Annotated in this window: 19 protein-coding genes; all 19 read right to left on the reverse strand. The window is 58.2% G+C overall.

The features are described from left to right. Window positions 1–20 precede the first annotated feature (20 nt). The 19 genes from ABIL25_03270 to xseA all read right to left on the reverse strand — a co-directional run bounded on the left by ABIL25_03270 (window position 21) and on the right by xseA (window position 24,316). Window positions 21–1,064 (reverse strand): sugar phosphate nucleotidyltransferase, encoded by a 1,044-nt coding sequence (locus ABIL25_03270; GenBank protein ID MEO0081299.1) that lies wholly within the window; start codon window positions 1,062–1,064, stop codon window positions 21–23. Window positions 1,065–1,114: 50 nt separating this feature from the next. Continuing rightward, on the reverse strand, window positions 1,115–2,185 hold the full coding sequence (locus tag ABIL25_03275; protein MEO0081300.1) for a bifunctional phosphoglucose/phosphomannose isomerase: 1,071 nt from the start codon (window positions 2,183–2,185) through the stop codon (window positions 1,115–1,117). After that, window positions 2,182–3,963 (reverse strand): phosphoenolpyruvate--protein phosphotransferase, encoded by a 1,782-nt coding sequence (gene ptsP / locus ABIL25_03280; protein ID MEO0081301.1) that lies wholly within the window; start codon window positions 3,961–3,963, stop codon window positions 2,182–2,184. The genes ABIL25_03275 and ptsP overlap by 4 nt, the downstream gene beginning before the upstream one ends. Continuing rightward, window positions 3,953–4,210 carry an HPr family phosphocarrier protein gene (locus tag ABIL25_03285; GenBank protein ID MEO0081302.1) on the reverse strand — a complete coding sequence of 86 codons (258 nt, stop codon included), beginning with the start codon at window positions 4,208–4,210 and terminating at the stop codon, window positions 3,953–3,955. Before ABIL25_03285 ends, ptsP begins: the two co-directional genes overlap by 11 nt. A gap of 420 nt (window positions 4,211–4,630) precedes the next feature. Further along, complete coding sequence (gene miaA, locus ABIL25_03290) at window positions 4,631–5,533, reverse strand: tRNA (adenosine(37)-N6)-dimethylallyltransferase MiaA (protein MEO0081303.1); 903 nt, start codon at window positions 5,531–5,533, stop codon at window positions 4,631–4,633. A gap of 117 nt (window positions 5,534–5,650) precedes the next feature. Then, complete coding sequence (gene mutL / locus ABIL25_03295; protein MEO0081304.1) at window positions 5,651–7,276, reverse strand: DNA mismatch repair endonuclease MutL; 1,626 nt, start codon at window positions 7,274–7,276, stop codon at window positions 5,651–5,653. Next, window positions 7,276–8,169 (reverse strand): MBL fold metallo-hydrolase, encoded by an 894-nt coding sequence (locus ABIL25_03300; GenBank protein ID MEO0081305.1) that lies wholly within the window; start codon window positions 8,167–8,169, stop codon window positions 7,276–7,278. Before ABIL25_03300 ends, mutL begins: the two co-directional genes overlap by 1 nt. A 52-nt stretch (window positions 8,170–8,221) precedes the next feature. Continuing rightward, window positions 8,222–9,526 carry a YCF48-related protein gene (locus tag ABIL25_03305; GenBank protein ID MEO0081306.1) on the reverse strand — a complete coding sequence of 435 codons (1,305 nt, stop codon included), beginning with the start codon at window positions 9,524–9,526 and terminating at the stop codon, window positions 8,222–8,224. Between the two features lie 30 nt (window positions 9,527–9,556). Next, complete coding sequence (locus tag ABIL25_03310; GenBank protein ID MEO0081307.1) at window positions 9,557–13,042, reverse strand: C25 family cysteine peptidase; 3,486 nt, start codon at window positions 13,040–13,042, stop codon at window positions 9,557–9,559. A 9-nt stretch (window positions 13,043–13,051) separates the two neighbouring features. After that, the gene (locus ABIL25_03315) at window positions 13,052–14,275 is read right to left on the reverse strand and encodes a hypothetical protein (protein ID MEO0081308.1); all 1,224 of its coding nucleotides are present in this window, start codon (window positions 14,273–14,275) and stop codon (window positions 13,052–13,054) included. A gap of 2 nt (window positions 14,276–14,277) precedes the next feature. Next, entirely contained in the window at window positions 14,278–15,309 is a 1,032-nt protein-coding gene (locus tag ABIL25_03320) for a hypothetical protein (GenBank protein ID MEO0081309.1), read from the reverse strand. After that, entirely contained in the window at window positions 15,278–16,195 is a 918-nt protein-coding gene (locus tag ABIL25_03325) for a hypothetical protein (GenBank protein ID MEO0081310.1), read from the reverse strand. The genes ABIL25_03320 and ABIL25_03325 overlap by 32 nt, the downstream gene beginning before the upstream one ends. Beyond that, window positions 16,192–17,283 carry a poly-gamma-glutamate system protein gene (gene pgsW / locus ABIL25_03330; protein MEO0081311.1) on the reverse strand — a complete coding sequence of 364 codons (1,092 nt, stop codon included), beginning with the start codon at window positions 17,281–17,283 and terminating at the stop codon, window positions 16,192–16,194. Before pgsW ends, ABIL25_03325 begins: the two co-directional genes overlap by 4 nt. Then, on the reverse strand, window positions 17,283–17,726 hold the full coding sequence (gene pgsC, locus ABIL25_03335; GenBank protein MEO0081312.1) for a poly-gamma-glutamate biosynthesis protein PgsC: 444 nt from the start codon (window positions 17,724–17,726) through the stop codon (window positions 17,283–17,285). Before pgsC ends, pgsW begins: the two co-directional genes overlap by 1 nt. Then, window positions 17,716–18,924 carry a poly-gamma-glutamate synthase PgsB gene (gene pgsB / locus ABIL25_03340; GenBank protein MEO0081313.1) on the reverse strand — a complete coding sequence of 403 codons (1,209 nt, stop codon included), beginning with the start codon at window positions 18,922–18,924 and terminating at the stop codon, window positions 17,716–17,718. Before pgsB ends, pgsC begins: the two co-directional genes overlap by 11 nt. Window positions 18,925–19,065: 141 nt before the next feature. After that, the gene (locus ABIL25_03345; protein MEO0081314.1) at window positions 19,066–20,886 is read right to left on the reverse strand and encodes a YgiQ family radical SAM protein; all 1,821 of its coding nucleotides are present in this window, start codon (window positions 20,884–20,886) and stop codon (window positions 19,066–19,068) included. A 54-nt stretch (window positions 20,887–20,940) separates the two neighbouring features. After that, on the reverse strand, window positions 20,941–22,557 hold the full coding sequence (locus ABIL25_03350) for an ATP-binding protein (GenBank protein ID MEO0081315.1): 1,617 nt from the start codon (window positions 22,555–22,557) through the stop codon (window positions 20,941–20,943). 67 nt (window positions 22,558–22,624) lie between these two features. Next, window positions 22,625–22,957 (reverse strand): exodeoxyribonuclease VII small subunit, encoded by a 333-nt coding sequence (locus tag ABIL25_03355; protein MEO0081316.1) that lies wholly within the window; start codon window positions 22,955–22,957, stop codon window positions 22,625–22,627. Continuing rightward, complete coding sequence (gene xseA / locus ABIL25_03360; GenBank protein ID MEO0081317.1) at window positions 22,958–24,316, reverse strand: exodeoxyribonuclease VII large subunit; 1,359 nt, start codon at window positions 24,314–24,316, stop codon at window positions 22,958–22,960. Between the last annotated feature and the right edge of the window lie 101 nt (window positions 24,317–24,417).

The raw sequence follows: 24,417 nt of genomic DNA on the forward strand, positions 1-24,417 counted from the left end.
AGGTCTTTGCGCCTTGTCCTCTAGATAACTTCAAGTTCTGAGAACCCTCCAAGGTTCAGACGCCGCGGAGTTCCCCTGACGGTTGACTCCTCACCAAGAATTGATCGTTCAAGTAATGCCCACTCGACTTGAGCATTGCGGTTAACAATCGAGTCGCGGATAATCGAGTCGTGGATCTCTGCATCCGAGCCAACTGACACGTTCGGTCCGATGACCGAGTTTCTGATGCTGGCGTCGTCGTGCACCCAAACCGGAGGCACGAAAACCACCCCCTCACGTTGGCGGTAGTGACCCTGTCTTGCCAGCAGATATCGGTTCGTTGCCAAGAGAGCATCTGGAGTTCCGCAGTCAAGCCAGCGGTCGATCCGTTTCGCCCTCATTACCGTACCCGCCTTGAGCATTAGACGCAGCGCATCCGTGAGCTGGAATTCGTCCCGGGTTCGCTGTCCGGTCTGGATGAGCTCTCGCAGCGAATCAAACAGCACGCAGGCGTCGGTGAAGTAGTACAGCCCGACAATCGCCAAGTTGCTAGTGGGGTGCTTCGGCTTCTCTACTGCCTGCTTCACAGTATCACCGTCCAGCTCCACGATACCAAACCGCCTCGGGTCCTCCACTTCCTTGACGCCGATAAGATTCTCGTGCCCAACCATCTCGGTCATGTTGAGGTCCACAATTGTATCCCCGAGCACGATAAGAATCGGTTCGTGGCCAAAGTAGTCCCGACCTCGATAAACGGCATCTCCCAGGCCCTTCGGATCGTCCTGTTCCACAAAGCGGAACCGTGTCCGGTAGCTGGTCTCAAGATAGGACTTTATTTTCCCACCCTGGACGCCGACTACGACGACGACCTCTTCTGGTCGGGCCGGCAAAAGGCGGTCCATGATGTGGCCGATTATCGGCTTGCCGGCAACCTCAAGCAGGACCTTAGGCGTGGCGTGCGTATGCGGCCGCAGCCGGCGTCCTTCACCCGCGGCCGGTATCAGGGCTTTGAACCGAATCGCTCCGGCAGACTTCCCTGCCGCGAACTTGGCCTTGGTCCTGGCTGGCAATTTCCTAGTACACAATGTTTGACTTCTGCGCCCTGAACTCCGACTTCCGACCTCGGACTTCCTCCTCAACGTTTCCTCCCTGCCCAGTCCATTCTGCGTTTCAGTTCGTCTATCCTCGCAACCGGCATAGGATTCACGTGTCGTCGCCGGGCCAGTTCTACGCTTACCATATCACCAAGCATCAGTAGGGAGAATATCCGGGCGAGCTCGGACCGGCCCTGCGACTCAAGCTGCACTGCCCGATAGTATCCGGTCCGGGTCATTTCCAGTAAGTGCTTCAGGCGCAGTCTAGTCCGGGTGTGGGTGGCCGCGTCGAGCAGGGCGATGAGTACAGTCCGTTGCGCCAGAAACCGAGGCGCTCCGATGCCGACAAGCTCGTTATGGTTCTGTTCTGGCAGCGCGTTTACGTGGCACATGACCTTGGCATTCTCGTTGAGCTGGCACTGCCACCGCTCGGCAACTGCGTCCAGCAGCCGGCTGGTGGAGTACACGACCGGCAGCCGGCTGTCAAGAACCCGTGCCAGCACCCTGGCTCGGTTCAACCACAGACGACGGTTTTTCCTAATCAACCCCACCGCTTCGACCAAGTCCTGCCGGTAACTGCGGCATATCCGCAACTGTTCGAGCCCGACCAGTAACGGCACGAAGAGATAACCCAGTGCAGCCCGCGGCGGTAGTCCGGCCGACAACAGGACAACCGGCACTCCAGCCCGTTGAGCAAGCTCAGCCAGTCGGCCGCCGCTTGTCACCGCGATCACCCGGCACCGTATCCTCCTCGCCTGTTCGAATGCCGACAGCGTCTCTTCGGTATTGCCTGAATAGCTAACTGCGAAGAAGAGACTTCGGCGTGTCACAATCGCAGGAACTACATAGTCACGACAAACGATGATTGGTAGCGTGAGTTCGGAGCCCAGCAGACCGCGCAGAACACTCCCGCCGATTGCCGAGCCACCCATTCCAGCCACAACCACATTGTCGAACCGTCTGACAGAGCCGTAATCAACCCGGTCTGCGATCGCACGGGCTTGTTCGATCTGCTCTGGCAGGCCAAGCACCAGCGTGAGCATCTGCCGGTAACCGTCCAGCGCCGCACGAACTTTCGACCCTTGAATTCCGGCATTAGCATCAAGTCTCATTCCGCATTCCCCTCGCTGAGTTCGAATACAAATTCCGCGAGCCTGGGAAACCTTCGGTACAGTTCACGCCGAAGCAACCGCTTGACCTCAAGTGCGGTTCCCAGTTTCATCGCTCTTGCCACGATCTCCTGAGCCGAGCTGACATCAACTGATCGGATGATCTTCTTCGTTTCCGGAATCAGCGCCGGAGTAACTGAAAGCTCGTCAATACCTAGACCGAGAAGTACAAGTATGCCCAGTGGGTCTGACGCAAATTCACCACACAAGCCGACCCAGATGCCCTGTCGGTGGGCCGCGACAATTGTCTGACGGATAAGTTCGAGAACCGCGGGATGAAGGTTATCGTACAAAGCGGTCACCCTTTCGTTTCCGCGGTCCACCGCCAATGTGTACTGAGTCAGGTCGTTGGACCCGATTGAAAGGAACGAGCACTCTCGGGCAAACTGCTCGGCCAGAATTGCGGCCGATGGCGTCTCGACCATAACTCCCACCTCAAGCTGTTCGTCGAACTCCTTGCCTTCGTGCCGTAGCTCCCGCTTTGCGGTCTCAAGAATGAGCTTGGCACGCCGCAGTTCGTCGAGCGTGGACACCATCGGGAACATCACCTTGACCGTCCCGTGGGCTGATGCACGCAGCATTGCACGCAGCTGGTGCTTGAATAGTTCGACGTTGTCCAGACACAGCCGTAGCCCACGCCAGCCGAGAAATGGGTTTGATTCGACGTACCCGGGCACAACCTTGTCCCCACCGAGGTCAAATGTCCGGATGATAACCGGCCACGGCTTCATGCTTCGGGCAACCTCGGCATATACCTCAAACTGTTCTTCCTCGGTTGCCGGCTGTAGCCGGGCAAGGTAGATGTACTCAGTACGGAACAACCCGATGCCTCGCGCCCCACACCGACGCGCGGCTCTAGCTTCGGCCAGAAACTCAATATTGGCCGACAAATCAATCATCTTGCCGTCCGCCGTGACCGCCTCCTGCTCGGCGAGTGAAGCAAGTGACCGCCGGTGCCGGCGGTACATCTCCATATCCTTGCGATACCCGCCCAACCGCTTACGGGTAGGCGATAGAATCGCGAGTCCACGATAACCGTCAACCAACACAAGTTCGCCTGCCTGTGCCGTTCGCATCGCCCCATCAGCCGCAACAACCGCGGGTATCTCCTTAGCCTTGGCCATGATCGCGGTGTGGGATGTCTTGCCGCCCGCCTCGAGTACTACGCCCTTCACCTTCGCTGGGTCGAGCAGGGCCGCCTCGGACGGTGGCAGGTCGTGAGCAACAACCACCGCGCCCGACGTTGCGGCCAAGAGCGAATGTGAGTCGGTACCGACCATGTGCCGGAGCACACGCGTGCCAACGTCCAGGACGTCCAGTGTCCGTTCCTTGAAAGCAGGTACGGGCGAACCCGTCATCGGCCGGACGATACGCCGCAGGGTCTCGGCGTACGCGAACTCCGCATTCCGGTGCTGGTCACGCACGAAATCCTCGGTAGCGTTAAGTACCTCCCGGTCCAGGAGCAGCGCAAGCTGGACCTCGATGAAGTCGGCAAAATCCCGCCCCATTTCACGTTGGACACGGTCACGCAACTCCCGCAGCTCCCGTTCGGCAGCCTGGATAGCAGTGCGGAAGCGACGGAGTTCAGTGGCGACAGCAGTGGGTTTGATAATCTGTTCCTTGAACTCTGGTAGATATGGCCGGTACAGGAATGCCTTGCCCTGCGCGAATCCGCGCGAGACCGGTACACCCCGTAAAATACGTTCCCTGCTACGTTTCACGTTCTAGCATCGTCTTCAGCGCCCGAAACGCCTCTTTTTCGTCTTCGCCGCTAACTTCGAGTATCACCGTGCTTCCGCTTTCGGCGGCAAGCGTGAGAATCGAGAGAATACTTCGTGCATTCACCCAGACACCATCTTTGGCAAGTCGCACTCTGGCTTTGAACTTCTCCGCGGTTCGGACAAAGTCCGCTGCCGGCCGGGCGTGGAGCCCGACCGGACCTCGGATCACAATCTCAGCCCTGAGCACCGGAGTGCTCCAGATGGAACCGGACCTGCGAAAACAACACCGAACTCAAGATGGGTAAATATAGCCCAATCGCCCAGAGCGTCAACCAGTGCAGAAGACTGGCAATACATGCTGAAACAGCTCCGGTAGCTGTGGCTTGGTGTGGTAGCAATACCCTTGGCAGCTCGCACTGTTGTCATTGGCAAACCCCCTCGTTGCCTTAGCACACGACACGGTAGGCAGGTCAAGCAAGCACTACGACATTGATTCACCGCTGCACGACCTGCTGGCTATACTTGAACTGGCCGGAAGTTACCGAAAGAGGTTGGCGCGGCTGTCGGATACACCCGATGGCTTGCGGGTTACTTGACGATCTGAGGCGAGCTGGGCGCCGACCTGATCCTGCGTACAGACAGGTATGCTCTTAGTGTCCTGAGCCCACTAGTCGCATGAGCCGAGCATGGAAATCACCCGATCCACGGTCGCACTGACCGAGGTGTGTTCAATCCAAACTGCCCCGGGCAGCGAGCGACACCAGGTGAGCTGACGCCGGGCGTATGCCCGGGTCTTGGCCTTGGCCTGATTGACAGCCTCGGCAATAGTCAACTCTCCATCAAGATGTGCAAGCAGCTCAGCATAGCCGTACGCATTGGCCACGTAAGTATCGCGACCAAAACCGGCCTCCCTGAGCCGACGCACCTCATCCAAGAACCCGGCCTTCATCATTGCTTCAAACCGTTCATCAAGCCTCTTGTAGAGGAGTGACCGCTCAATCGTAAGTACAACGTAGGACGGTTTGAATTCGCTTTGGCGGCTCGCGGTCCGGGCCAATTCGGTCATCGTTCGACCGGTAAGCTCGATGACTTCAACCGCACGCATGATGCGCTGCCGGTCATTCGGATGCAGTTGGGCCGCGCGCGCTGGGTCCTGTGCCTGGAGCCGTCGGTACAAATCTGAGGTCGGGCATGCATCCAGCCGGCGCCGAAGACTCTCATTCGGTCTGGGAACGTCAAAGAACGGCTCAAACAGCGCACGGATGTACAGACCCGCCCCACCCACAACCATGAATTTCTTCCTTTCGCGCACCAGCCGGCGCATGACGGCAGTGGCGTCTCGGGCGTAGTCCGCAGCCGAGTAAACGCGATTCGGCTCGACCAGATCCACCATATGGAACTTGACGCCGGAACGCAACTCAGGCCCGGGCTTAGCCGTACCGATATCAAGCCAAGCGTACACCTGCCTTGAGTCCGCGGATATGAGCTCCAGCCCGAGCCGGCGGGCCAGTTCGATTGCGACCTCGGTCTTGCCTACTCCAGTCGGCCCGGTCAGTACCAGAACCTTCACGTAGTAAGAAATCTAAGACAAGGGCTGCTGGACAAACCAAGTGGAGGGTGTGAAGAGGCGGCCAGACTGTCTTGCCCTTTCTCTCTTATCCCCCTCACCGTCATCAAACCGCTAACGCTACGTTCGTCCAAATCTCCGAGCAAGTTCATCGAGCGAGACCTTTATGACTGCTGGTCGGCCGTGCGGGCAAAAACGCGGCTCAGAGCAGGCAAACAGCCGATTGCACAAGGACTCCATTTCTGTCTGGGACAGTCGTTGGCCGGCCCTAATTGCAGCCTTGCAGGCTACCAACTTCGCCAGTTCGAGCTCGGTCACGACCTGGTTTGCAGTCGTCTCAGCAAGCTCGGCGAAGAACTCTTCAACCTCCTTCTTGCCCATGAATGAACCGGCCGGCACCGACTCAACCACTACAGTCCGACCGCTGAACACCTTGGTCTGAAGCCCGAGTTCAGCGACACGCTCGCTGAACGCCTCATAGGCGGCGAACTGCTCGGCTGACAGTTCGATGTTGATCGGAAACAAAAGTCCCTGCCGTGACACATGTTGACGTTGCCGGGTCAGCTCCTCAAACAGTATGCGTTCATGCGCCGCATGCTGGTCCACTATGACGTAGCCCGTGGTAATTTGGGCTAGAATGTAACTGTTGTGGAGCTGCCAGAAATCTGCGACTTGGGCATCTTCGACAGATGCGAAGCTACGCTGGTACAGGAACTCATCCGCGCCACCTCCAACAGAACGCCTGGTTCCCAATGCCTTACTCACCGCTTCAGACACGAAGTCGAACAAGAACCGTTCGTCAGCAAACCGCACTTCCTGCTTGGTGGGATGGATATTCACGTCTAGCCGTGTCGGGTCGGTATCGAGAAACAGTATGAAGTTGGGGTTAGCGTCACCCAACGCCGGGCCGCAGGCATCATGCACCGCCCGTGCGACCGCACGGTTGCGTACCGGCCGGCCATTGAAGAATATCGTTTGCACCTCGTAGTACCGTCGTGCCTGGTCTGGCCGGGTCACCCAGCCAGCCAGAGAAAGCATAGGATTGTCAACCCTCAGTTCTACCAAACTCTCGACCGTCTGTCTGTCATACAGGTCCCGAAGTCGCACGCGCACATCCTCCGCGGCCGGCAGTTGAAGCAAGGTCTTTCCGTCAGCAATGAGTACGAAACTGACTCTGGGGTATGCAACTGCATAAGTCTTGACGACCTCGACTACAAGCTTCAGTTCGTAGGTTCCGGACTTGAGAAAACTCCTGCGCGCCGGTAGGTTGTAGAAAAGGGTTCGCGCCGTGACGGTCGTACCAACTGGGTGCACCACTTCGGCGACCTCACGGATTTCTCCTGCCTCGACCTCGAGCCTAGTCCCAGGCGCGAACTCGTCGGTATTGGTCTCGACCGTCATCCGCGAGACCGCAGCGATTGAGCCAAGTGCCTCTCCCCTGAATCCGAAGCTTGTAAGCCGCGCCAAGTCGTCAATACTTGAAAGCTTGCTCGTGGCGTGACGACCCACCGCAAGACGAACATCGTCGCGAGTCATGCCGAATCCGTTGTCCGTAACCCGGATCAAATTGCAGCCGCCATCAGTAACTTCAACCCTAATATCAGTTGCAGCCGCGTCCAACGAATTCTCAATGAGTTCCTTGACTGCACCTGCAGGACGTGTAATAACCTCCCCTGCGGCGATCCGGCGCACAGTTTCTTCGGCGAGTACCTTTACCGGCCGGCGGATCGGACGCTCATCCATCATCAAGTGTTGCCACTTCCCAGCTCCGGGCCAGTGCACTCTGGAACTACTGCCCCGGCGATCTCGGACTGTCCGACCTCGCCAGTTCTGTCCGAGTACTGAACCAAATCAATCTTGCGGCCGTCCGAAGCGGCGACCACCGTTACGCCGGACTGCTCACTCATTTCCCGCGCCACATGCCACGGTCGGCCCCTTATCATCGTCATGCCGAAATGGGTGATTATGGCTAGTTTCGGCCTCATCTGCCGTATCAGTTCGAGCGCTTCGGGTGCGTGCAGGTGGTCAAGCTTTGACGGCTTTAGCCGCACGACATTCATTATTACGATATCCGCCCGGTACGCATCAACCAGTGCCGGGAAATATGCCGTGTCCGCAATATACGACACGACTAGACCGGGCGCACGGAACCGGAACCCGTACGTCTCTCCCCGGTGCCGGTGTCTGATTGGGCAGGTAAACCTGATACTCCCCAAGACGTACTCCCCCCCCTCCTGGACTGTCACCACCCCGTCGAGAAAAGTCCGCAGGTAGCGTAAGACTACCGGGTCATCGCCCTCAAGAGCATCGGCCGGAGCGAACAACGTACCGTGTGGTCTAGTACCGCCCACGGTCATCGCCTCAATCATGTTGTTCACATCACCCGCGTGGTCAAGATGCCGGTGGGAGAGCAGGATGCCAGCGAGCCTTACCGGGTCCAGCCGATGCTGGCTTCCGGTCATACGCACTAACGCGCCCGGGCCAGGGTCAACAAGGAACTCGGTTCCAGCAAGGGAAAACCAAATCCCGCCCGAGGCTCGCACCTGCTTTGCAACCACAACCCTGGCCCCACCCGAGCCAAGAAAAACTACGCAGTCGCCTGATGGCCCTGTTGCCATGACGTACGAAGATACCGGCATTCTGAAGAGTGTCAACGGCTTTCGCAGCCAGGCGTGCTGTTGGACGAGCCGGCTATCGATTTCCGGCCAAAAGCACGAAGCCGGTCGTACTGCTGCCGGCACGTGTGTCAATCCGCACAAGATAGGTGCCGCCGGGCAGCGCGCTGCAGTCGAGTGTAGTATCCGAACCGTAATCCACAATAGCCAGTCCTCGAGTCAGCACGCAACGGCCGAGTGCGTCGAAGACGCGCAGCCTGGCGTCTTGCATTCCAGAGCCCGGAACCCTGCGGACCTTCAGACTGACAGCACCGGCTTGTGTTACACTCGGCTCAACTTGGAGCTGCGCCAGCCTGGAACCGGCAATGCAAGACCTGAAATCTGGATTCTCTCCAACCCCGCCCAGTCCTCTAACCCAGGTCCTGCCGCCATCCGTGGTGAACAGCACCACGGAATTGCCCGCAGCCATGCCACGCAGGGTATCGGCAAACTCGATGTCGAAGAGTGTGGTATCAACTGCCGTCGACTGTAGTACCCAGCTCGTACCACGGTCTGAGGTATGGATAATCGTACCGTTTCGGCCGCACGCCCAGCCATGGTCGCCGACGAACGTCACCGAACGCAGAAATCTTGTGCCACCCGGCAAGCTTTGCTCCAACCACGTCGTACCTCCGTCCGAGGTGTGAAGTACAACGCCAGCCATTGTCCGGTCATTACCGCCCACGACCCAGGCGGTCTGTTCATCGCTTGCAGCCACGTCATAGAAATCATACACTGTGTCGACCCGTTGCAAGGTCCACGTAGCGCACCCATCTGTTGTCTTGGTAATGTATCCCTGACCAAAGGCAAATGTGTCCCCTCCTTCAGGAAAACGGCCAGCAACAAGCCAGCCGGTCTCGCGGGTGACGAAGCGGACGCCTTGGAAGTCAACTGTGTCCGACGGATACGGCGGCCTGGGGAAAAATGTCATGTCCCATTCCTCGCCACCGTTGGTAGTGTGGAGCAAGATTGCTTCGCCGCCCGAAGACCAGCCGTACTGCATGTCTAGGAATCTAATTCTGGTTGCGAACTTAGGTCCACCCAGGTTCTGCCGCGCCCAGTTCTCGCCGCCGTCGGACGTGTGCCAGATGTCACCGACCCGGCCGCAGGTCCAGCCATTGAGTTCATCCAGAAAGCAAACATCGAAGAAGTCTCGGAACGTGCCGATCGTCTGGGGTTGCCAGTTTGCGCCGAAGTCAGTGGTGTGATAGACCGCGGTAGTTTCGATTGTCACAACCCAGGCATTCATTCCGTCGGGTGCGACCGCAACACCATGGTAGATTTCACCTTCGATGCCGTAGGCCGCAACCAGTACACCACATAACAGCAAGGCTGTTTTCATTACCACTCCTTTCAAGTGCTTCCGCTTCTCCTATCTGTGCCCTGAAAGGACAAGCAGTTTATCGTGCAGCATTCTCTGTTTGGCGACCGAAAGTTGGACAAGGTATACACCGCTCGGCAGGCTCTGGCAGTCGAGCGGAATGGCCAATGACCAATCACTGCTGACCAGTGACCGATTGAGAACGCACCGCCCCGCCGCGTTGTAGATAAAGACGCTGAGTTCTGGAACACTTAGGCCCTGGAACCCATGAAGCCTGAGCGAAGCAAATCCGCCTGCAATCGGATTTGGGCTCAGCCGCATTCCAAAGTCCTGCCCTCTGACCCCTGTTTCCTTGTCCCTGACACCAATGAACGTGTCCGGCGGGTTGGTGGTGAACCGTATCGCTCTACCGGATAGAACCTCGGCTGCTGCTGCCGGATACGCGCCGGCAAACGTGTACTCAATGCCGTCCGAATGATCGGGATTCATGATTCCGACTGTAGCGAAGTTGTGGCTGTTCTGCCAAAGGCTGTCGTCGTTCTGGACCGTGCGATACTGGCAGAGTATCGGTCCGTCTCCGGTCTTGGTCTGGTGAAACGCCGGGTCGAGCAAGAAAACTTGAAAACTCTGCTGTTCGGCCCGTATCGGTGGCCTGAATCCGTGCACGTGTACGCACCGGCTCCACTCGACGATGAACCGGTGTCCAGTCAAGTCATAGTACCCGAAAACGCCGCCAACCGGAAGCGAATCTGCTCGGAAATCATCCCAGAACACAGCAATCAGGCCATCCGGGCCTGAGGCCGAAGGAATGTGCCAGTTGTATATCTCTCCCTGGGGATTGGCGTCGAACGCCAGATATCCGTTGTCACACACGCCAACCCGGGCATAGTCGCGGCCATAGAACCTGAAGTTGAACGGCAGGTCAACCTGCCTGACCTGATCGTTGCCCAGTTCAATAGCAGTGCCCGGCCCGCCCAGGCCCGGGTCAATCTCAAACCAATCGTACAACGGCCGCTCCCCATACCCGACATCGGTATCGTCGTACGCGTAGTAGCCGTGTCGGTCCGGACCCAGCGGCGCATCTGACCTCGGTTCGCCAACCACTACCGTGAAGTCACGTACCTGCCTCACTCCGCCTTGGGCCGATACAACAAGCCTGAGGGTAAACTTGCGACCCACACCGACATCCGGTTCAGCTCTAACTAGGAACCGGTCGGTGATGTTGGACGCGGACTCAGCCGGTGCAATCGTTCCGAAAGTGCCTAGTGAATCCAGTACCTTTACCCCCCCAGGGTTGAGCGAAACGAGCAGACCGGTAGCACTGTCGGCCGGAGCGGCTCCGTGGTTCCGAACCGTGGTAGAGAAGCTAACTGTTTCGCCTGGGTCGAGGAATCCATTGGCGTCGTGCACAGTATAGCTGGTCACCACAAGTGTTGGGCCTGTTACTGTTACCTCAAACGCCGAGTTCCATGCGCTGTCCGTACTTGTGACGGCAAGTTCGAAGCCAAGTGTCTGCCCGCTGGTGCATGCTGCCGCGACCGTCACCTCGAACGCGGGTGCGGTGTAACTCGCGCCAGGCGCCAGGTCACCGAAACTACGTACCGAGTCGGTTACAAGCGCAAAGCTGTCTTGAGCACGTAGCCGTGCGACGACGCTGTGCGCGGTCAAGCTACTGCCGTAGTTCTTCAAGGTCACGGCAATGTTCGCGGGACCGCCCGGCTGGACTGAGGATGGCATATGCGACTCGTACCCGACGAATACACCTGCCGGAACACCAACCGAATGGCCAAGGTACGGTGCAAGGTTAGGACCGGTGACAGTCACAAGCATCGTGTCCGTGGTCTGAGTGAAGATGGCAAACCGGGCGCGACCCGAGACGTCGGTACGTCCGGTCTTGCTACCCTCCGCAGTTCTGAGACACACAACCGCGTCTCGAACTGGAAAACCTGAGGCATCGGTCACCGTTACGTCAAAAACACTGCTCCCCTTGAAGAAACTGGCCGGATGGGATACATTCAGGCAACGCGGAACGCTAGTCCACATCTGCAGCGAAGGGTCACCAAGTAGATTGTACACCTGAAAATATGCTCTCAGGTCAAATGAGTCCTCAGCCAATGGAAAATTCTCAAGTTGCTCAATTTTGCCCAAGTACATCGCCGGCCCACACGTCAGAACATTCCAGTCCAGGATGGCACGGTAGATGCCATAGTCCATGCAGTTGTTCCACCGCGTCGAGGTCCCGGTCCAGCTCGCGCCCCAGAATGCGACCCCGCCCTTCGGGTTCGTCGGAGTACCTGCCCGAAGCCACACCTCGCCAAAGCAAGGGTTGCGAGCATAGTTGCCAGTCCCACAGTAGATACTGGTCACGACCGGCAGCTTCCAGCCATTAGCGAGCGCGGCGACGTCGTTGCTCAAAAACTCAGGATACCCCCAGCCATCGTAGTTGCCCCATCCCCGACCGTTGATGAAAGCCACTCCCTGATTGACCGATGAATCTACCGGTCCTCGACCGTAACGGGTCGGTGGGTAGAACACCGTATCAACACTAGAGAATCCACGTGTCAGCAGCCGTTCCCGTATCACCCGTTTGGTCACAATCGCGGTCACGGCCGGCGTACCGCCTTCCTGATAACTGGTGCCCACCGCAAGCGCCCGGCGGTACCAGGTCGTATCGGCAAGGTACGGATTCGCCTCGTAGCCCAGTATTTTGGCCACGATGACGTCCAGCTCAGAAGCATTGGCCGCCGGCAACCGGCCCACAAACAGGTCGGCGAGGAAGTCGTCACCATCAACACAGGAATATGGATGGTCAGACACGTGCTGGGGAATTGAGTAATGAAACGCCGGTATCTTGTTGATGGCGCCGACGAGCATGACATAACTCGGCTTCGGAGTCCATGTCTGATAGGCAGTCCTGATATAGGCCTGTATCTGTTCTCTTGTGGTGCCGGTTTCTGATGTTTTCTTCACCCAAACGCAGTAACCCTTGCGCTCCTTCCACCGAGCCAGGGGCAGGACGTTCGAATAGAAGTCGTCCGGCACGATAACAAGACAGCCCGGCTGGTCGTTGGAGAACTCCGGCACGCCACCAAGCACAAGCGAGCGCACAAGTTCCGACATTAGGTTACCATCACCAGGGGACTCGTAACCGACGGAATAGGTAAGCTCGATACTCATCCGGCGACACCGGACAATCTGACCTGGTTTTGCGCCTGTCCTGATGCGTGCAACATGCAGTGGCACGACATCCACGCCCGCTGCGGTCATCACTTGTCCGAACCCGACCAAGTCATCTGGTGGGCAAAACTCTGCAAGCCTGGCATCAGTGACCGTTACTGTGTCCAAATCTAGAATTCTGACCTCAGGAACCAAACCTCCAGGCGCCGGCACCAGCCGGGCATACGCCGGCTCAGTTGATTCTGCGTCCGGCATTGTAACATCGAGCCGGATGCACATCGGAGTTACTGCCCTGATGCTCCACTCCGGCCGCTCCAATCCACCTTCAACAGCAAGAACTAAGAAGCACAAGAAAAACATCACAGAAATCTACTCCTCTTTTCTGATTACTACTAGTCCGGAATCACGGTCGCAACAGAAGACGAAACCCTGATATTCCTCAGCTCCCCGTGTGTAGTTCGTGCTGACCTGAGCTGCAAGTACGGGTGCGGTCGGGTCTTTCACATTAACAACCGCCAGTCCGGCGTCCGAACAGCCGACATAGACCAGGGAATCCGCGACCGAAATCCGATTCGCATAACCAGCCAATGACAGCGAGGCGACAATCCGCGGTTCTGGGGGGTGCGTCACATCTGCAACGATCAGCCCATTACGGCCATCGGCGACATAGAGGTGGTTGTTTTGAACAGCAACCCCGCGGGCATTTGACGGCGTGTCAAAACTACCCACCTGGGTCGGCGGTATTGCGCTGATATCCCAGACGGCAACTCCAAGCTGTTCCAGAGCCAGATAGCAGTAGTTTCCTGACAGACAGATACCTCGAAGCCCACGCGGATACCGGCTCTGAAATACTAGGTTCGGGTATCTGGGGTCTCGAACATTCACGACCAGAAACTGAGCGTCGGCCGCAATGTATACCATCGAGTCCTGGCACGCGATGTCGTAACCGAACCCGGGCTGAGGATACTCAAGCTCACCAACCTTCTTCAGGCTCTCTGGCCTGGAAACGTTGACCGTCATCAGCTCTTTGTATCCGTACGCAAGGTGCGCATAGTCACCATTGACCATCACACCCCATGCCTCGTTCAGGGAGTCCATTATCGAACCGAGCAATCGCGGCTGTTCTGGACTCGTCACGTCAAACACCGAAAGCCCAGCCTGACCATCTGCAACATACACACGGCCATCAGCAACCCAGATATCCTGCGCGTAACCCTGAGTCTTGTGGCTGGCTATAATCCTGAACCGCACAAGGCTTACATCCCAGACCTCTGACCAGCCACCCCACGCACCCCTTGCGTCCCGCGCCCGAACACGCCACCAGTATTTCCCGTCGGTTACGAGGCTGACGGCAACTTCGGTCTGCTCGGTCGTGTCATCGGCAATCACGCGCTCAAAGTCATCGTCTGCCGCAACCTGCAGGTTATAGCACGCGGCCTCGGCCAGCTCCCGCCACGAGAACGATACTTCGGAACGGGTCAGATTCGAACCTCCGGCCGGTGCCGACAGCTGTACCGGCCCTAGCCCGGACAGCGGGTGGTTACACGCGCATAATACGAACAAGGCACAGGCAAGCACGGCACAAACTCTCATCGTCAGCCCCCTGAAAACAGGTCTGTGGGATTCATTCTCACCCCAAGTGTCAAACGATTCTGCCGGTACTGCTTGACATCCTCGATTTTCTCACTGTAAGGCGACCACACGTCGCGCCATTCGAGCTCATACCTGAAGCTGAGCCTTGTCCGGCCTAGCCGGTACCCGGCCCCGACCGCAACATTCTCAATGTCATCCTCACGACCTGCATGTGCCGGGTCAGCTGGACCTGCAGTGTAAGTTCGAAGCTCGACATTGTAGCTGGCTTCGAAATCGAACCGAGTCCGCTCCGGCCGCACCGCAAGAACAAGACCGAGCTCGTGCTGATTGTAGGAAATGTCCGGTTTCGAGCCTCTTGCCCGAGCCAGCTTGCGCTCGTACTCAGCCTGGAACCTGAACTGGTGAGAAGGTTGAAACGCCGCACTGCCACCAAAACGGTGCGCCCGCGTGTCATAGCAGTCAAAAGCCGGTAGATAGTCATCCCACTCATGCCGATAGCTGGGAACGACCTCGAAACAGCCCAGCTTCAACTCAACTTTGGCGTTAGCAAGATACTCGGTGTACCGACAAGCGACATAATCCCCGACCCCTGAGGCCGGATTACGGTAGTACCGTACCAGATACCCGGGCATCCAAAGGAACGACGCCCTCGCTGTTGCCAGTCTAGTGATACGCTGTCCAACACCGACTTCAAGCAGCCCGTAGCTTTTCTCCCAGTTTGACACGTACTGGTGCATTCTTGTTCGCAGCGTTGCCAAGCCGCGGCGGCCGGCGGTGCCGAACCGATAGGTACAACCGACTCCGATCACGACGTCTAAGTCATCGCTTGTTCTTATCGGGAACCTTTTCGGCTCGGATCCGAGCCGGAACGCCTCAAGGTCTGCAGCCGAGTAGCGAAACAGATTGTCATCGTACGTGAACGCGACGTCAAAGTAGCCGGTGAGAACCGGCGGACTTACGACCGGCCCAGCCGCGGCGATGGAGAGCAGCGCGGCCAGTAGACTACTCGTACTTTTCGATGGCAATCGTCTCAACAACAATCCCTGCACTCCTGGCAAACGTACCGCTCAGTGTGATTACCAGCGGGTGTACACCTTCGCCAAGTGCGAAGCGAACAGTGGCTTCGCTGGACGGCACAACATCTGTAAGGTTCTCGTAACTGGCCACCGTGGACCTCACCACCCGCAAGTTCTTCCGATCAATCGCGCTATCCTGCTCCTGAACTGCAAGGACAAAGTTCTGCGCCCCTTGCATCTCAGCAGTGTAGTTGAGTCTTGTCCTAATTCTCACCCGGCACGGACCAGCAATTTCGACCCGCGCCGACTCGCCCGGTCGGAGTTCATACAGCCGCTCCTTGTTGCCGGCCTGCACGAGAAAAAGCTCTCTGCCGTGCAGCTCCACTGCTTTCCAAGCCGCAGGCTTCCTGAACGAGAATCTCACGCCGACTGCGCTGGCCGGCGCATCATTCAGCACCAGCCGGTACCGGTTCTCTCCAGCCGGAACCTCGATGTAGAAAGACCGCCACCGGCCGACCGGCTGACCAGCCGGTCCATAACTTGACCCTGAACGCCGGGTGCGAAACTCAAGCGGTCGCTCAACGTCGTCTTGCCAGAGCGACAGCCGATACACATACTCTGAGTCACCGGACACTGGCAGCCACAGCCGGGTAAACACCCGCAACCATTCCGGGCCTGTGACCGAGAACTCCAGCGGCTTTTCCCTGGTCACAAGATAGTAGTCAAGCTCCACCCGGCGTACCACGCTGACTCTGGCGGTCCCGGCCGAACCGGTCACCTTCACGCCTGCCGCGGACGCAACGCCTACTACCGCCAACAGCGCGACAAACGCTCTTATCAACAATGCCCCACTTGCTCGGTGTCTGGAAACCGCAGCCTGAAAACTGTCGGCTTTCCCTGTCATACCGCCTCCTCTTCAGGTGCGGGATTTCTGCTGATGTATGACTCGATGTCGTAGCGGACAGTGAACCAGAGCATCAGGGCCAGGGCGATGACAAAAATAGCGGCCAGGCCGACTGAATACTGGCGCTGAAAGAACAGCCTGCCTTTCCCAACCTCGGGGATAGGCACCGGCGCAACTGGCAGTCCGTAAGCCAGAGCGACCCGGGTTGGATTACCGAGGTACGCAACCGGCTTTCTCTGTTTGAGCAGTGAAGCGATAGTGCCTTGGCTCCCCATTTTCGCAGTCGGCTTTCGCAGCACTCGGGAAGGTACCTGAGCCAGTGGGTCACCAATATCGGCAACTACTCTCCCAACCGATACGATAGCACGTGCGTTTCTGAATGCCTCCAGCCGGCGCTGAACGGTTAACTCTGGGTCGGCCGGTACGACCAGTTCGACCTGTGCTGACTCAGCCGCAGCGGCAAGCATCGCCCGGCCTTCGGGTGAGAGTCCACGTCCGTCGTCCGCTTCGCCGCCCAATGTCGCGAACTCGGTCCGGTAATCAAACAGCCCTGCCTCATTCAGAACCCGCTCAATGTCGAGCCAGGTCATACCCGGCCAATTCGCGCCCCACATTCCCGCGCTTTGGCTCGTCACTATTACCGGTTTGAGTTCCATGCATCGACACACTGCCAGCAACTCGATGTTCAGTGCCGGGTAGGTACCGTCCCAACTGATTCCGACCTGGTCGCCCCTCCGTACGCCAGTCTGGACCAGAAGTTCAAGAACCGCAGCCGCGAAATTCGGATTCAGAGTCGTGAGCGCGTCCGAAAGGTCAGAACGCCCGTAAGTAAGCTCCGAGTACTGCGCGCCAACAAGCCCAGTCTTGTTCGGGTCGTTGACCGTATCTATCGGTATTCCAAGCCGCTCCCTCATTCTGAACACCGCCTTGAACGCCGCCTTACTCAGACGTGCCGCAGCAAGCTTCTCCTCGTAGAACCGGGTCCGACGGTATCGGGCCGAACTGTGCTCAAACGTGAATAGTACAAGTGCCAACACTGCCAGACCGACCAGCACCCAACGATTTACCTTGCCGTGCCGCCGCCGCACTAGAAAACCCCTCCAGATATGAGTGTCACAACCAGCCGTGTGAACACCGCTGCCACGAACATCGTCGCCACAGTCTCAACCACGCCCTGACGGACCATCCAGTAGGCCACCAGTCCGGGTATTACGTACCCAATAACGCCGATATTGAGTGCGGTCTGTCCCATATGCCACTCCGGCGCGATTCTGGTAAGATAGCCGAGCAGATAAGCGATGAGCACGGCAAGCACCAGCATCCTTCGGCCATATACGAGCATGAACCGATCCAGAACCCGCAACACAACGAAGGTTGCGAGTGCCACCACAACCGTGGCGCCGACCCGGACCGGGTCGTGCAACAGAAGCGCAATATATCCGGGCACAACGATACCACCAGCCGCCAGCCCGACCGTCTCGGTCATGAGGAACGATGCCAGCATTCCGAGTCCGATGGTCTCAACCAGCATGCGGTCCCCTCCTATCTCCGCTCGATGCTTCGGGCACTGCTATCTGTGTCTGCCCGGCCTGCACAAAATATCGAGTCAACTCTTCGCCATACCCTACGGTATTCCCGCACGCAAACACAAGACAAGCGTCTTCAATCAGCCCGGCAAGGAACTCAAACACCTCCCTCGGCGGTATCTCGTCTCCAAGGTCCACAATCCGGTCCGGTGGGATGCCAAGTTCGCGGCATCGGGCAATGAATATCCGGGTCAGACCGCCGGTCGCAACATAAACGCGGCATTCAAACCCGCGCACCAGCTCAGCCATCTGTCTTGACCGGTCCTGCCGGTCGCGGCGGCAGTTGACAAGCACGATCCGGTCCTGCGAACGGTTCTTCACCATGTTCCAGAGCATGCCGATTGAGTCCGGGTCATTTGCCGCCAGCGCGTTCACAAACTCAAACCGGCTGCCCTTGACTGCAAGCTGGTGAATACGCAGTACGCCCGAGTCCGGTAGGCTGCGTTTCATCCCAGCCAGGGCCGCCTGCCGGTCAACTCCGACCGAGGCACACACCGCCAGAGCCAAGGCGACATTCTCCTTGTGCTCGACGTACTCAAATCCGTACATCTCTCGGTCGGACACCGTTTCTGGGTCAGCTAGGACGACCTCACGGTTGCCGCGTCCGGTCCTGCGTAGCTCAGCAAGATATGTCCGCTCCGCGGTGAAAAGCACCCCATGGGCAGGTAGAGCGCGCCGAAAAGAACGGGCAACATCCTTTACGGTCGGGCCCATAACGTCAAGATGGTCGGCACGAACATTGGTGACTACCGAGTGAGTCGGCCTGACAAGCCGCTGGTTCTCAATCCGCTGATACTGCGGGTCCAGTGACATGTTCTCAATAACGAGCGCTTCAGCCGCCATCGAACGAGCTAGCCTGACCATCCGCAACTGCTCGGCGATGCCGGCCTTCCCAATCCGGCGCACCGGCTTTTCCAAGTGGTCGCCGAGTATGAACCGTGGTCTTGTACCGGTGACCTTTGCAACTGTCCGGATGCCGCCGGCGCGCAGCCCGGCAGCTATCAGCCTTGTGACCGAAGACTTGCCCCTGGTGCCGTTGACAAGAATCCGGATCGGAATCCGATTGAGGTTTCGTCGGTGCAGCCCATATTCGGCCGCGCCATAGCCTACGAAGAGCAACAGCAGAACAAGCAGGAACAGCATCTGCTTTCAGCAACCCTGGGGCCGTTCGATTATACGCTGGCAGCTCCTTCTGTCAAAACTGCGTCTGACAAGAGACCGCACTCACCTCTGTAGCCGGAGGGCAGATGCCCATGTTGACAGGTAATACAGAAACATCTGGACTTAACCGGTGAGCTCGCCCGACAAGCTGGGACGGACCTTTGCAGTTCCTGCAGACCGCAACCGGGACTTGAGCCGGCGGATACGAGCAAGGAGGTCCCTGCGGCCAAGCCTTGTCAGTTCCCGCTCCACATACGCAACGTTCTTCGGCTCAAAAAGCTGGAGCAGAGCCCGCTGCAGGCGCTTCTCGCCTGCCGTCCTAGCCACATGCAGTGGTTTGCCGGTCAGAGGGTCCTTTCCGGTGTGATACGCGACTCCGGCCGCGGTCATCGGCAGGGGGGTGAACTGCTGCACCTGACGTATGAAGAACCGTTCGACTTTCACTAGGTGTTCGGCCAGCTCAACTGCGTCCTCAAGATTCGCGCCCGGGTGTCCGGAGATGAAGTACGGAACGAGGAAAAGCCGGCTCTGCGACATGCAGCAGCTTCGAACCGCAGCAAGGAACCGCCGGCGAAATGCGAGATAGACTTCCGGTGGACTTTTGTGCATCGCGGCAAGAACGCGCGGTGCGACGTGCTCCGGTGCTACCCGCATCTGACCCGAGATATAATGACAGCATAACTCTCGCAGGTATCTTTCACCCTGCCTGCCGTCTAGAAGGTCAAACCTGATACCGGTTCCGATTGAAACCCTTCTCACGCCCTTGACCTTGCTCACAGCTTCAAGGACTATGAGATGGCGCTCGTATGCGAGCTTCAGACTAGGACATCGCTCGGGGAAAAGGCATTCCCGCTTCATGCACACTCGACCGGCTGCCATCTGCACACAGGTCGCTCCGTACATGTTCGCGGTCGGGCCGCCGACGTCAGTGATGTGTCCCCGGAACTCGGGTAGACGTGTGATCGCCTCCGCTTCACGGACAATTGACCCAAGACTGCGGCTCTGGACAATCCGGCCCTGGTGCGCCCGAAGCGAACAGAACGTACAGGAACCTAGACAGCCACGGTGCGATGTTATCGAAAACCGGACTGTTTCTAGGGCCGGAATCCTTTCCCGGTATGACGGGTGTGCTTGGCGGGTGTAGGGGAGGTTATATACCCGGTCGAGCTCAGATGTACTCAGCGGTTGAGGAGCCGGGTACTGGACCACGTACCGGTCACCGTGCTTCTGCACGACTACCTTGCCAAGCGGGTTGTCGGCCTGGCCGTACCACAGCCGAAACGCCAGATTGAACGCATCCCTGTCCCTCCTGACAGTCTCAAGTGCTGGCAGTTCAACGCATTTTTCAGGTTTCTTGTGCGTGGTAACGCACGTACCCGGAATCCCGGAAAGGTCTGTTCTGAGATTCTCGGTCAACCGAGCCGCAATCTCCTTGACCTGCCTCTCACCCATTCCGTACACCAAGATGTCGGCCTTGGCGTCAATCAGGATCGAGCCGCGGACTGTGTCTTCCCAGTAGTCATAGTGCGCGAGCCGACGCAGGCTGGCTTCGATCCCTCCAAGCACAAGCGGCACGCCCCTGAAAAGCTGCCGGAGCCGGTTTGCGTAAACGATGCATGCCCGGTTGGGCCGCTGACCTGATCTGCCACCAGCAGAATAGTCGTCGTGCTTCCGGGGCACGAGATTGGGACTGTAGTTCGCAACCATCGAATCAACGTTGCCGGCGGTGATACCGAAAAAAAGCCTGGGTCGGCCAAGCGCGAGAAAATCGGCTTCTGTTCTCCAGTCCGGCTGGGCAATGACCCCGACTCGAAACCCGGCGTCAATCAGCACCCGGCAGATGACAGCCGGGCCAAAACTAGGATGGTCAACATAGGCGTCACCAGAGACGATGATGCAATCGCACTGGTCCCAGCCGAGCCGCTCCATCTCGGCACGAGACATCGGTGGAAAACTCACTCCGGCGTTCCGCAATCTGAGTACTGACTTCTTCCGGTGCTACAGGCTCCGGCTGCGCGCACGCCAACGTTTGACCACCCGATCAATATCCATATCTCTGATGCCTTTTGACCACCAGCGGCTGAACTCGACGTCCGAACTCTGCGGCTTCGGGTTAGGACAGTCAATGAGTGCGCGTGTCGGAATCGGTACCGAATCGCCAAGGATCAAAGCCTCGCCCGTACGCAGGGCCGGCAGCATTGACATCAAGCCGGCAAGCGCATCCGGCACAAGCCGGCGCACGTATTGCTGGTCGTCCGGGTTAGTGAGCCGCATTGCGACAAAAGTGTTGCACTGGGACAGAACCGTCTCGGAAAGCTCGGTCGGCCGCTGACTCACCAGCACGGCACCAACCCCGTATTTCCTGCCTTCCTTGGCGATTCGCTCGACCGCAGTCTTGGCCGGAGTCGTGTGGACGCTCGAATTCCGCGGCACGTAGTTGTGCGCTTCCTCATAGACCATGAGAATTGGAAACCGGTCTCTATCCGGATTCCACATGTTGAACTCAAAAGCCAACCTGGACACGACCGCCGCCACGACCCCGACCGCCTCAGACGGTACGCCCGAAAGGTCAATGACTGCCATCCTGTGGCCCGAATCAATTGAAAGAAATTCGGCCAAGAGCTGGGTCAGACTCTTGTTGTCCTTGAATCGGGTTGGCGCAAACATGAAGCCGAAACGGGGGTCTGACGTCTTAGATTCGAACCTGATAAGGAACCGGTCAAAGACGCCGTACAGCGGCCCCGGCACCATTTTGCCGTCACTGCTCAGAACAAGCTGGATGTTCCAGTTCCGGATTTGATTCACCAAGTCGTCGAGCTTATAGTACACTGGCGAATCCACGGTCAGCGACTTTGCAATCGCTGCTGTCTCCTTGGTCGTCATACCCTGCCGGGCACGGTTCAGAGCGTCGTGTAGCACCGTCAACTGGTTCTTGGCTGTGGCCTCGGCCGGGTCAACAGTCAGTTCAGCAAACTCCTCAAAGTTCAGCACCCAGTACGGCAGTTCGAGCGTTTCCGGCGTGATGAGCAGCACATCCTTCTCATTGAATGCTGCTGCGTACTCACCGTGCAGGTCAAGGACGATGATGTGAGTGTCTGGATACTTGGCAATTGCCGCCTGCAACATGCTGCACACGGTGCAGGACTTACCGCACCCAGTCGTACCGAGGACCGCAATGTGCTGCCCGAAGAACCGGTCAGCCTGAACATATACCCTTTGCTCCGGTGCCAGGGCCGGACGCGCAAAAGAGTAGGCAAACTCGGCAAAACCGGCGAAAATGCTGGCAAGGTCCTGAGCCGTGACCATGTTTACCTTCTGCCCAACTGTGGGGTAGACGGCAATGCCCCGGGTAAACCGGCCGCGCGCATCCAGAGTTCCGACCAGCACGCACTCGGCGACGTTGCGTGGTGGCTGGACCGCAGGGTCCATCCGCACGCTCGTCACGATGCCGATAACCCGTCGCTCCCGCAGCGCGATTTCCACATGGGAACCGGGCTGGCCCGGATAGTACTCGCCTGCCATGGCCTCGGTAGTGCAAGCGGTCAGCTCAACCAAAGCCCGTTCACCGTTGACCTCGATCACATAGCCGATTTCGCCTTCGCTACACTTGTTCATCGCATGTCTCCTTCAATACTTCGACCTTCGTGCCCCAACATCCGGACATCAGTCCCCATCAGGAGTCTCACCTTTCTTCTTCGGGTTCCTCCTCAAACGGCACCTCAGACATTATTCCTTCCTTCTCTTTGACCAGTTGCGATACTCGGAGCTGGGCCGCGTCGAGCCGGGCCTTGCACTGACGGGCGAGCTGCACCCCGCGCTCAAACAGTTCAAGCGACCGCTCAAGCGTCAGATTACCCTGTTCAAGCTGGGTCACGATTCCCTCAAGCTCCTTTAGCGCCTTCTCGAAATCAATCTGCTCATCAGGAACGTCTGCCCCATGATTCTGGAGACCTTGCCGGCCTGACCTCTGGCAAGCTTCGCGTCCCTTATGGCTGACCTGCTCGTCCTTCTTCATCTAGACACCTCCGGTTTCCAAGTCGGCTCCCATTACTTCGCACCCGATGCTGCCGTCCGAAACCCGGACATTCACCCAGTCCCCGGTACTCACCTGACGGACGCTTCTTACCAGAACGCCGTCCAGCCGGTGGCATATCGAATATCCTCGCGCCAAGCTGCCCAGCGGACTGAGCACGTCCAGCTGGCCTGATAACTGTGCGAGTCTAGTACCGGTCCTGGCCAAATCCATTTCCACCGTTGATCGCAGCCGTGCCATCAGCTCGCCAAGCACGACTTGGCTGCGGGCCAGGACCGCAGTCGGATGCAGACTTGCGAGCCGTTCGCTTGCACGAGCGAGACTTTCCCGGCCCCTGCCTAACCGCGCATTCAATGCCGCCTCGGATCGAAGCAGCACCCAGCCCAGACTGTGCTCAGCATCGGCCATCCGGCTGCGCACGACCTCAAAAGCCCGATGTCGCACAAGTTCGGCGAGCCGCTGTTCCCGGTCAAGAAGCACCTGCTCGATGTTCTCCAGGAGCGTTCGGCCTGCGTCTCTGAGCCGGTCTTCGGCCTCGCTCCAGCCGTGCGCCACAAGCTGAGCCGCTGCCGTCGGCGTTGCGGCTCTGACATCGGCTACGAAGTCTGCAATCGTGAAGTCAGTCTCATGCCCGACCCCTGACACGACCGGTACACGTGAAGCAGCAATCGCCCGGGCCACAACTTCCTCATTGAACGGCCAGAGGTCCTCCAACGACCCGCCACCCCTCCCAACGATGATAACGTCAACGCCAGGATGCTCGCTCAAAGACCTAATACCCTCGGCAATCTGCGCAGCAGCACCTTCACCCTGCACCTGAGCGGGGTACAGCAGCACCTTCATCCTCGCCCGATGTATTCTGAGCGTCTTGAGCATATCACGGATCGCGGCCCCGACCGGGGAAGTAACAATGCCGAGCACCCGGGGAAACTCAGGCAGCGACCGCTTCCGCTCTGGTGCGAACAGTCCCTCCTTGCGCAGCTTCTCCTTGAGCTGGTCGAACGCCTGCTGCAGTGCACCCAGTCCCTTGGGCTCAAGACGGTCAAGAACAAGCTGATACTTTCCGCGGGGAACGTACACCTCAACCCTACCGTGAGCCACGACCTCAAGCCCGTCCTCCAGCCTGAACTTGAGCAACTCTGCCGATGACCGGAAACAGACCGCGTCAATCTGAGAGTCCTTGTCCTTGAGTACAAAATACAAGTGTCCAGAGGGATAGGCGCGCAAATTGGAAACCTCACCCGCAACCCAGATGTCCGAGAAATACTCGGCGAGCATTCCAGCCACCAGCCGGTTCACCTGGCTGATGGTGTAAACTCTTCGCCCAGAGACCGATTCGATACCGGATTATATCCTGTGTGCACTCACATGGCAACACCCGACGCTGGGAGATACTATCGAAAGCTGTGGAAAAAAGATGAAGCGGTGTCTACAATTCTATG

Source organism: candidate division WOR-3 bacterium (genome assembly GCA_039801365.1).
Taxonomy (GTDB): Bacteria; Hydrothermota; Tepidihabitantia; order Tepidihabitantales; family Tepidihabitantaceae; genus JBDRUN01.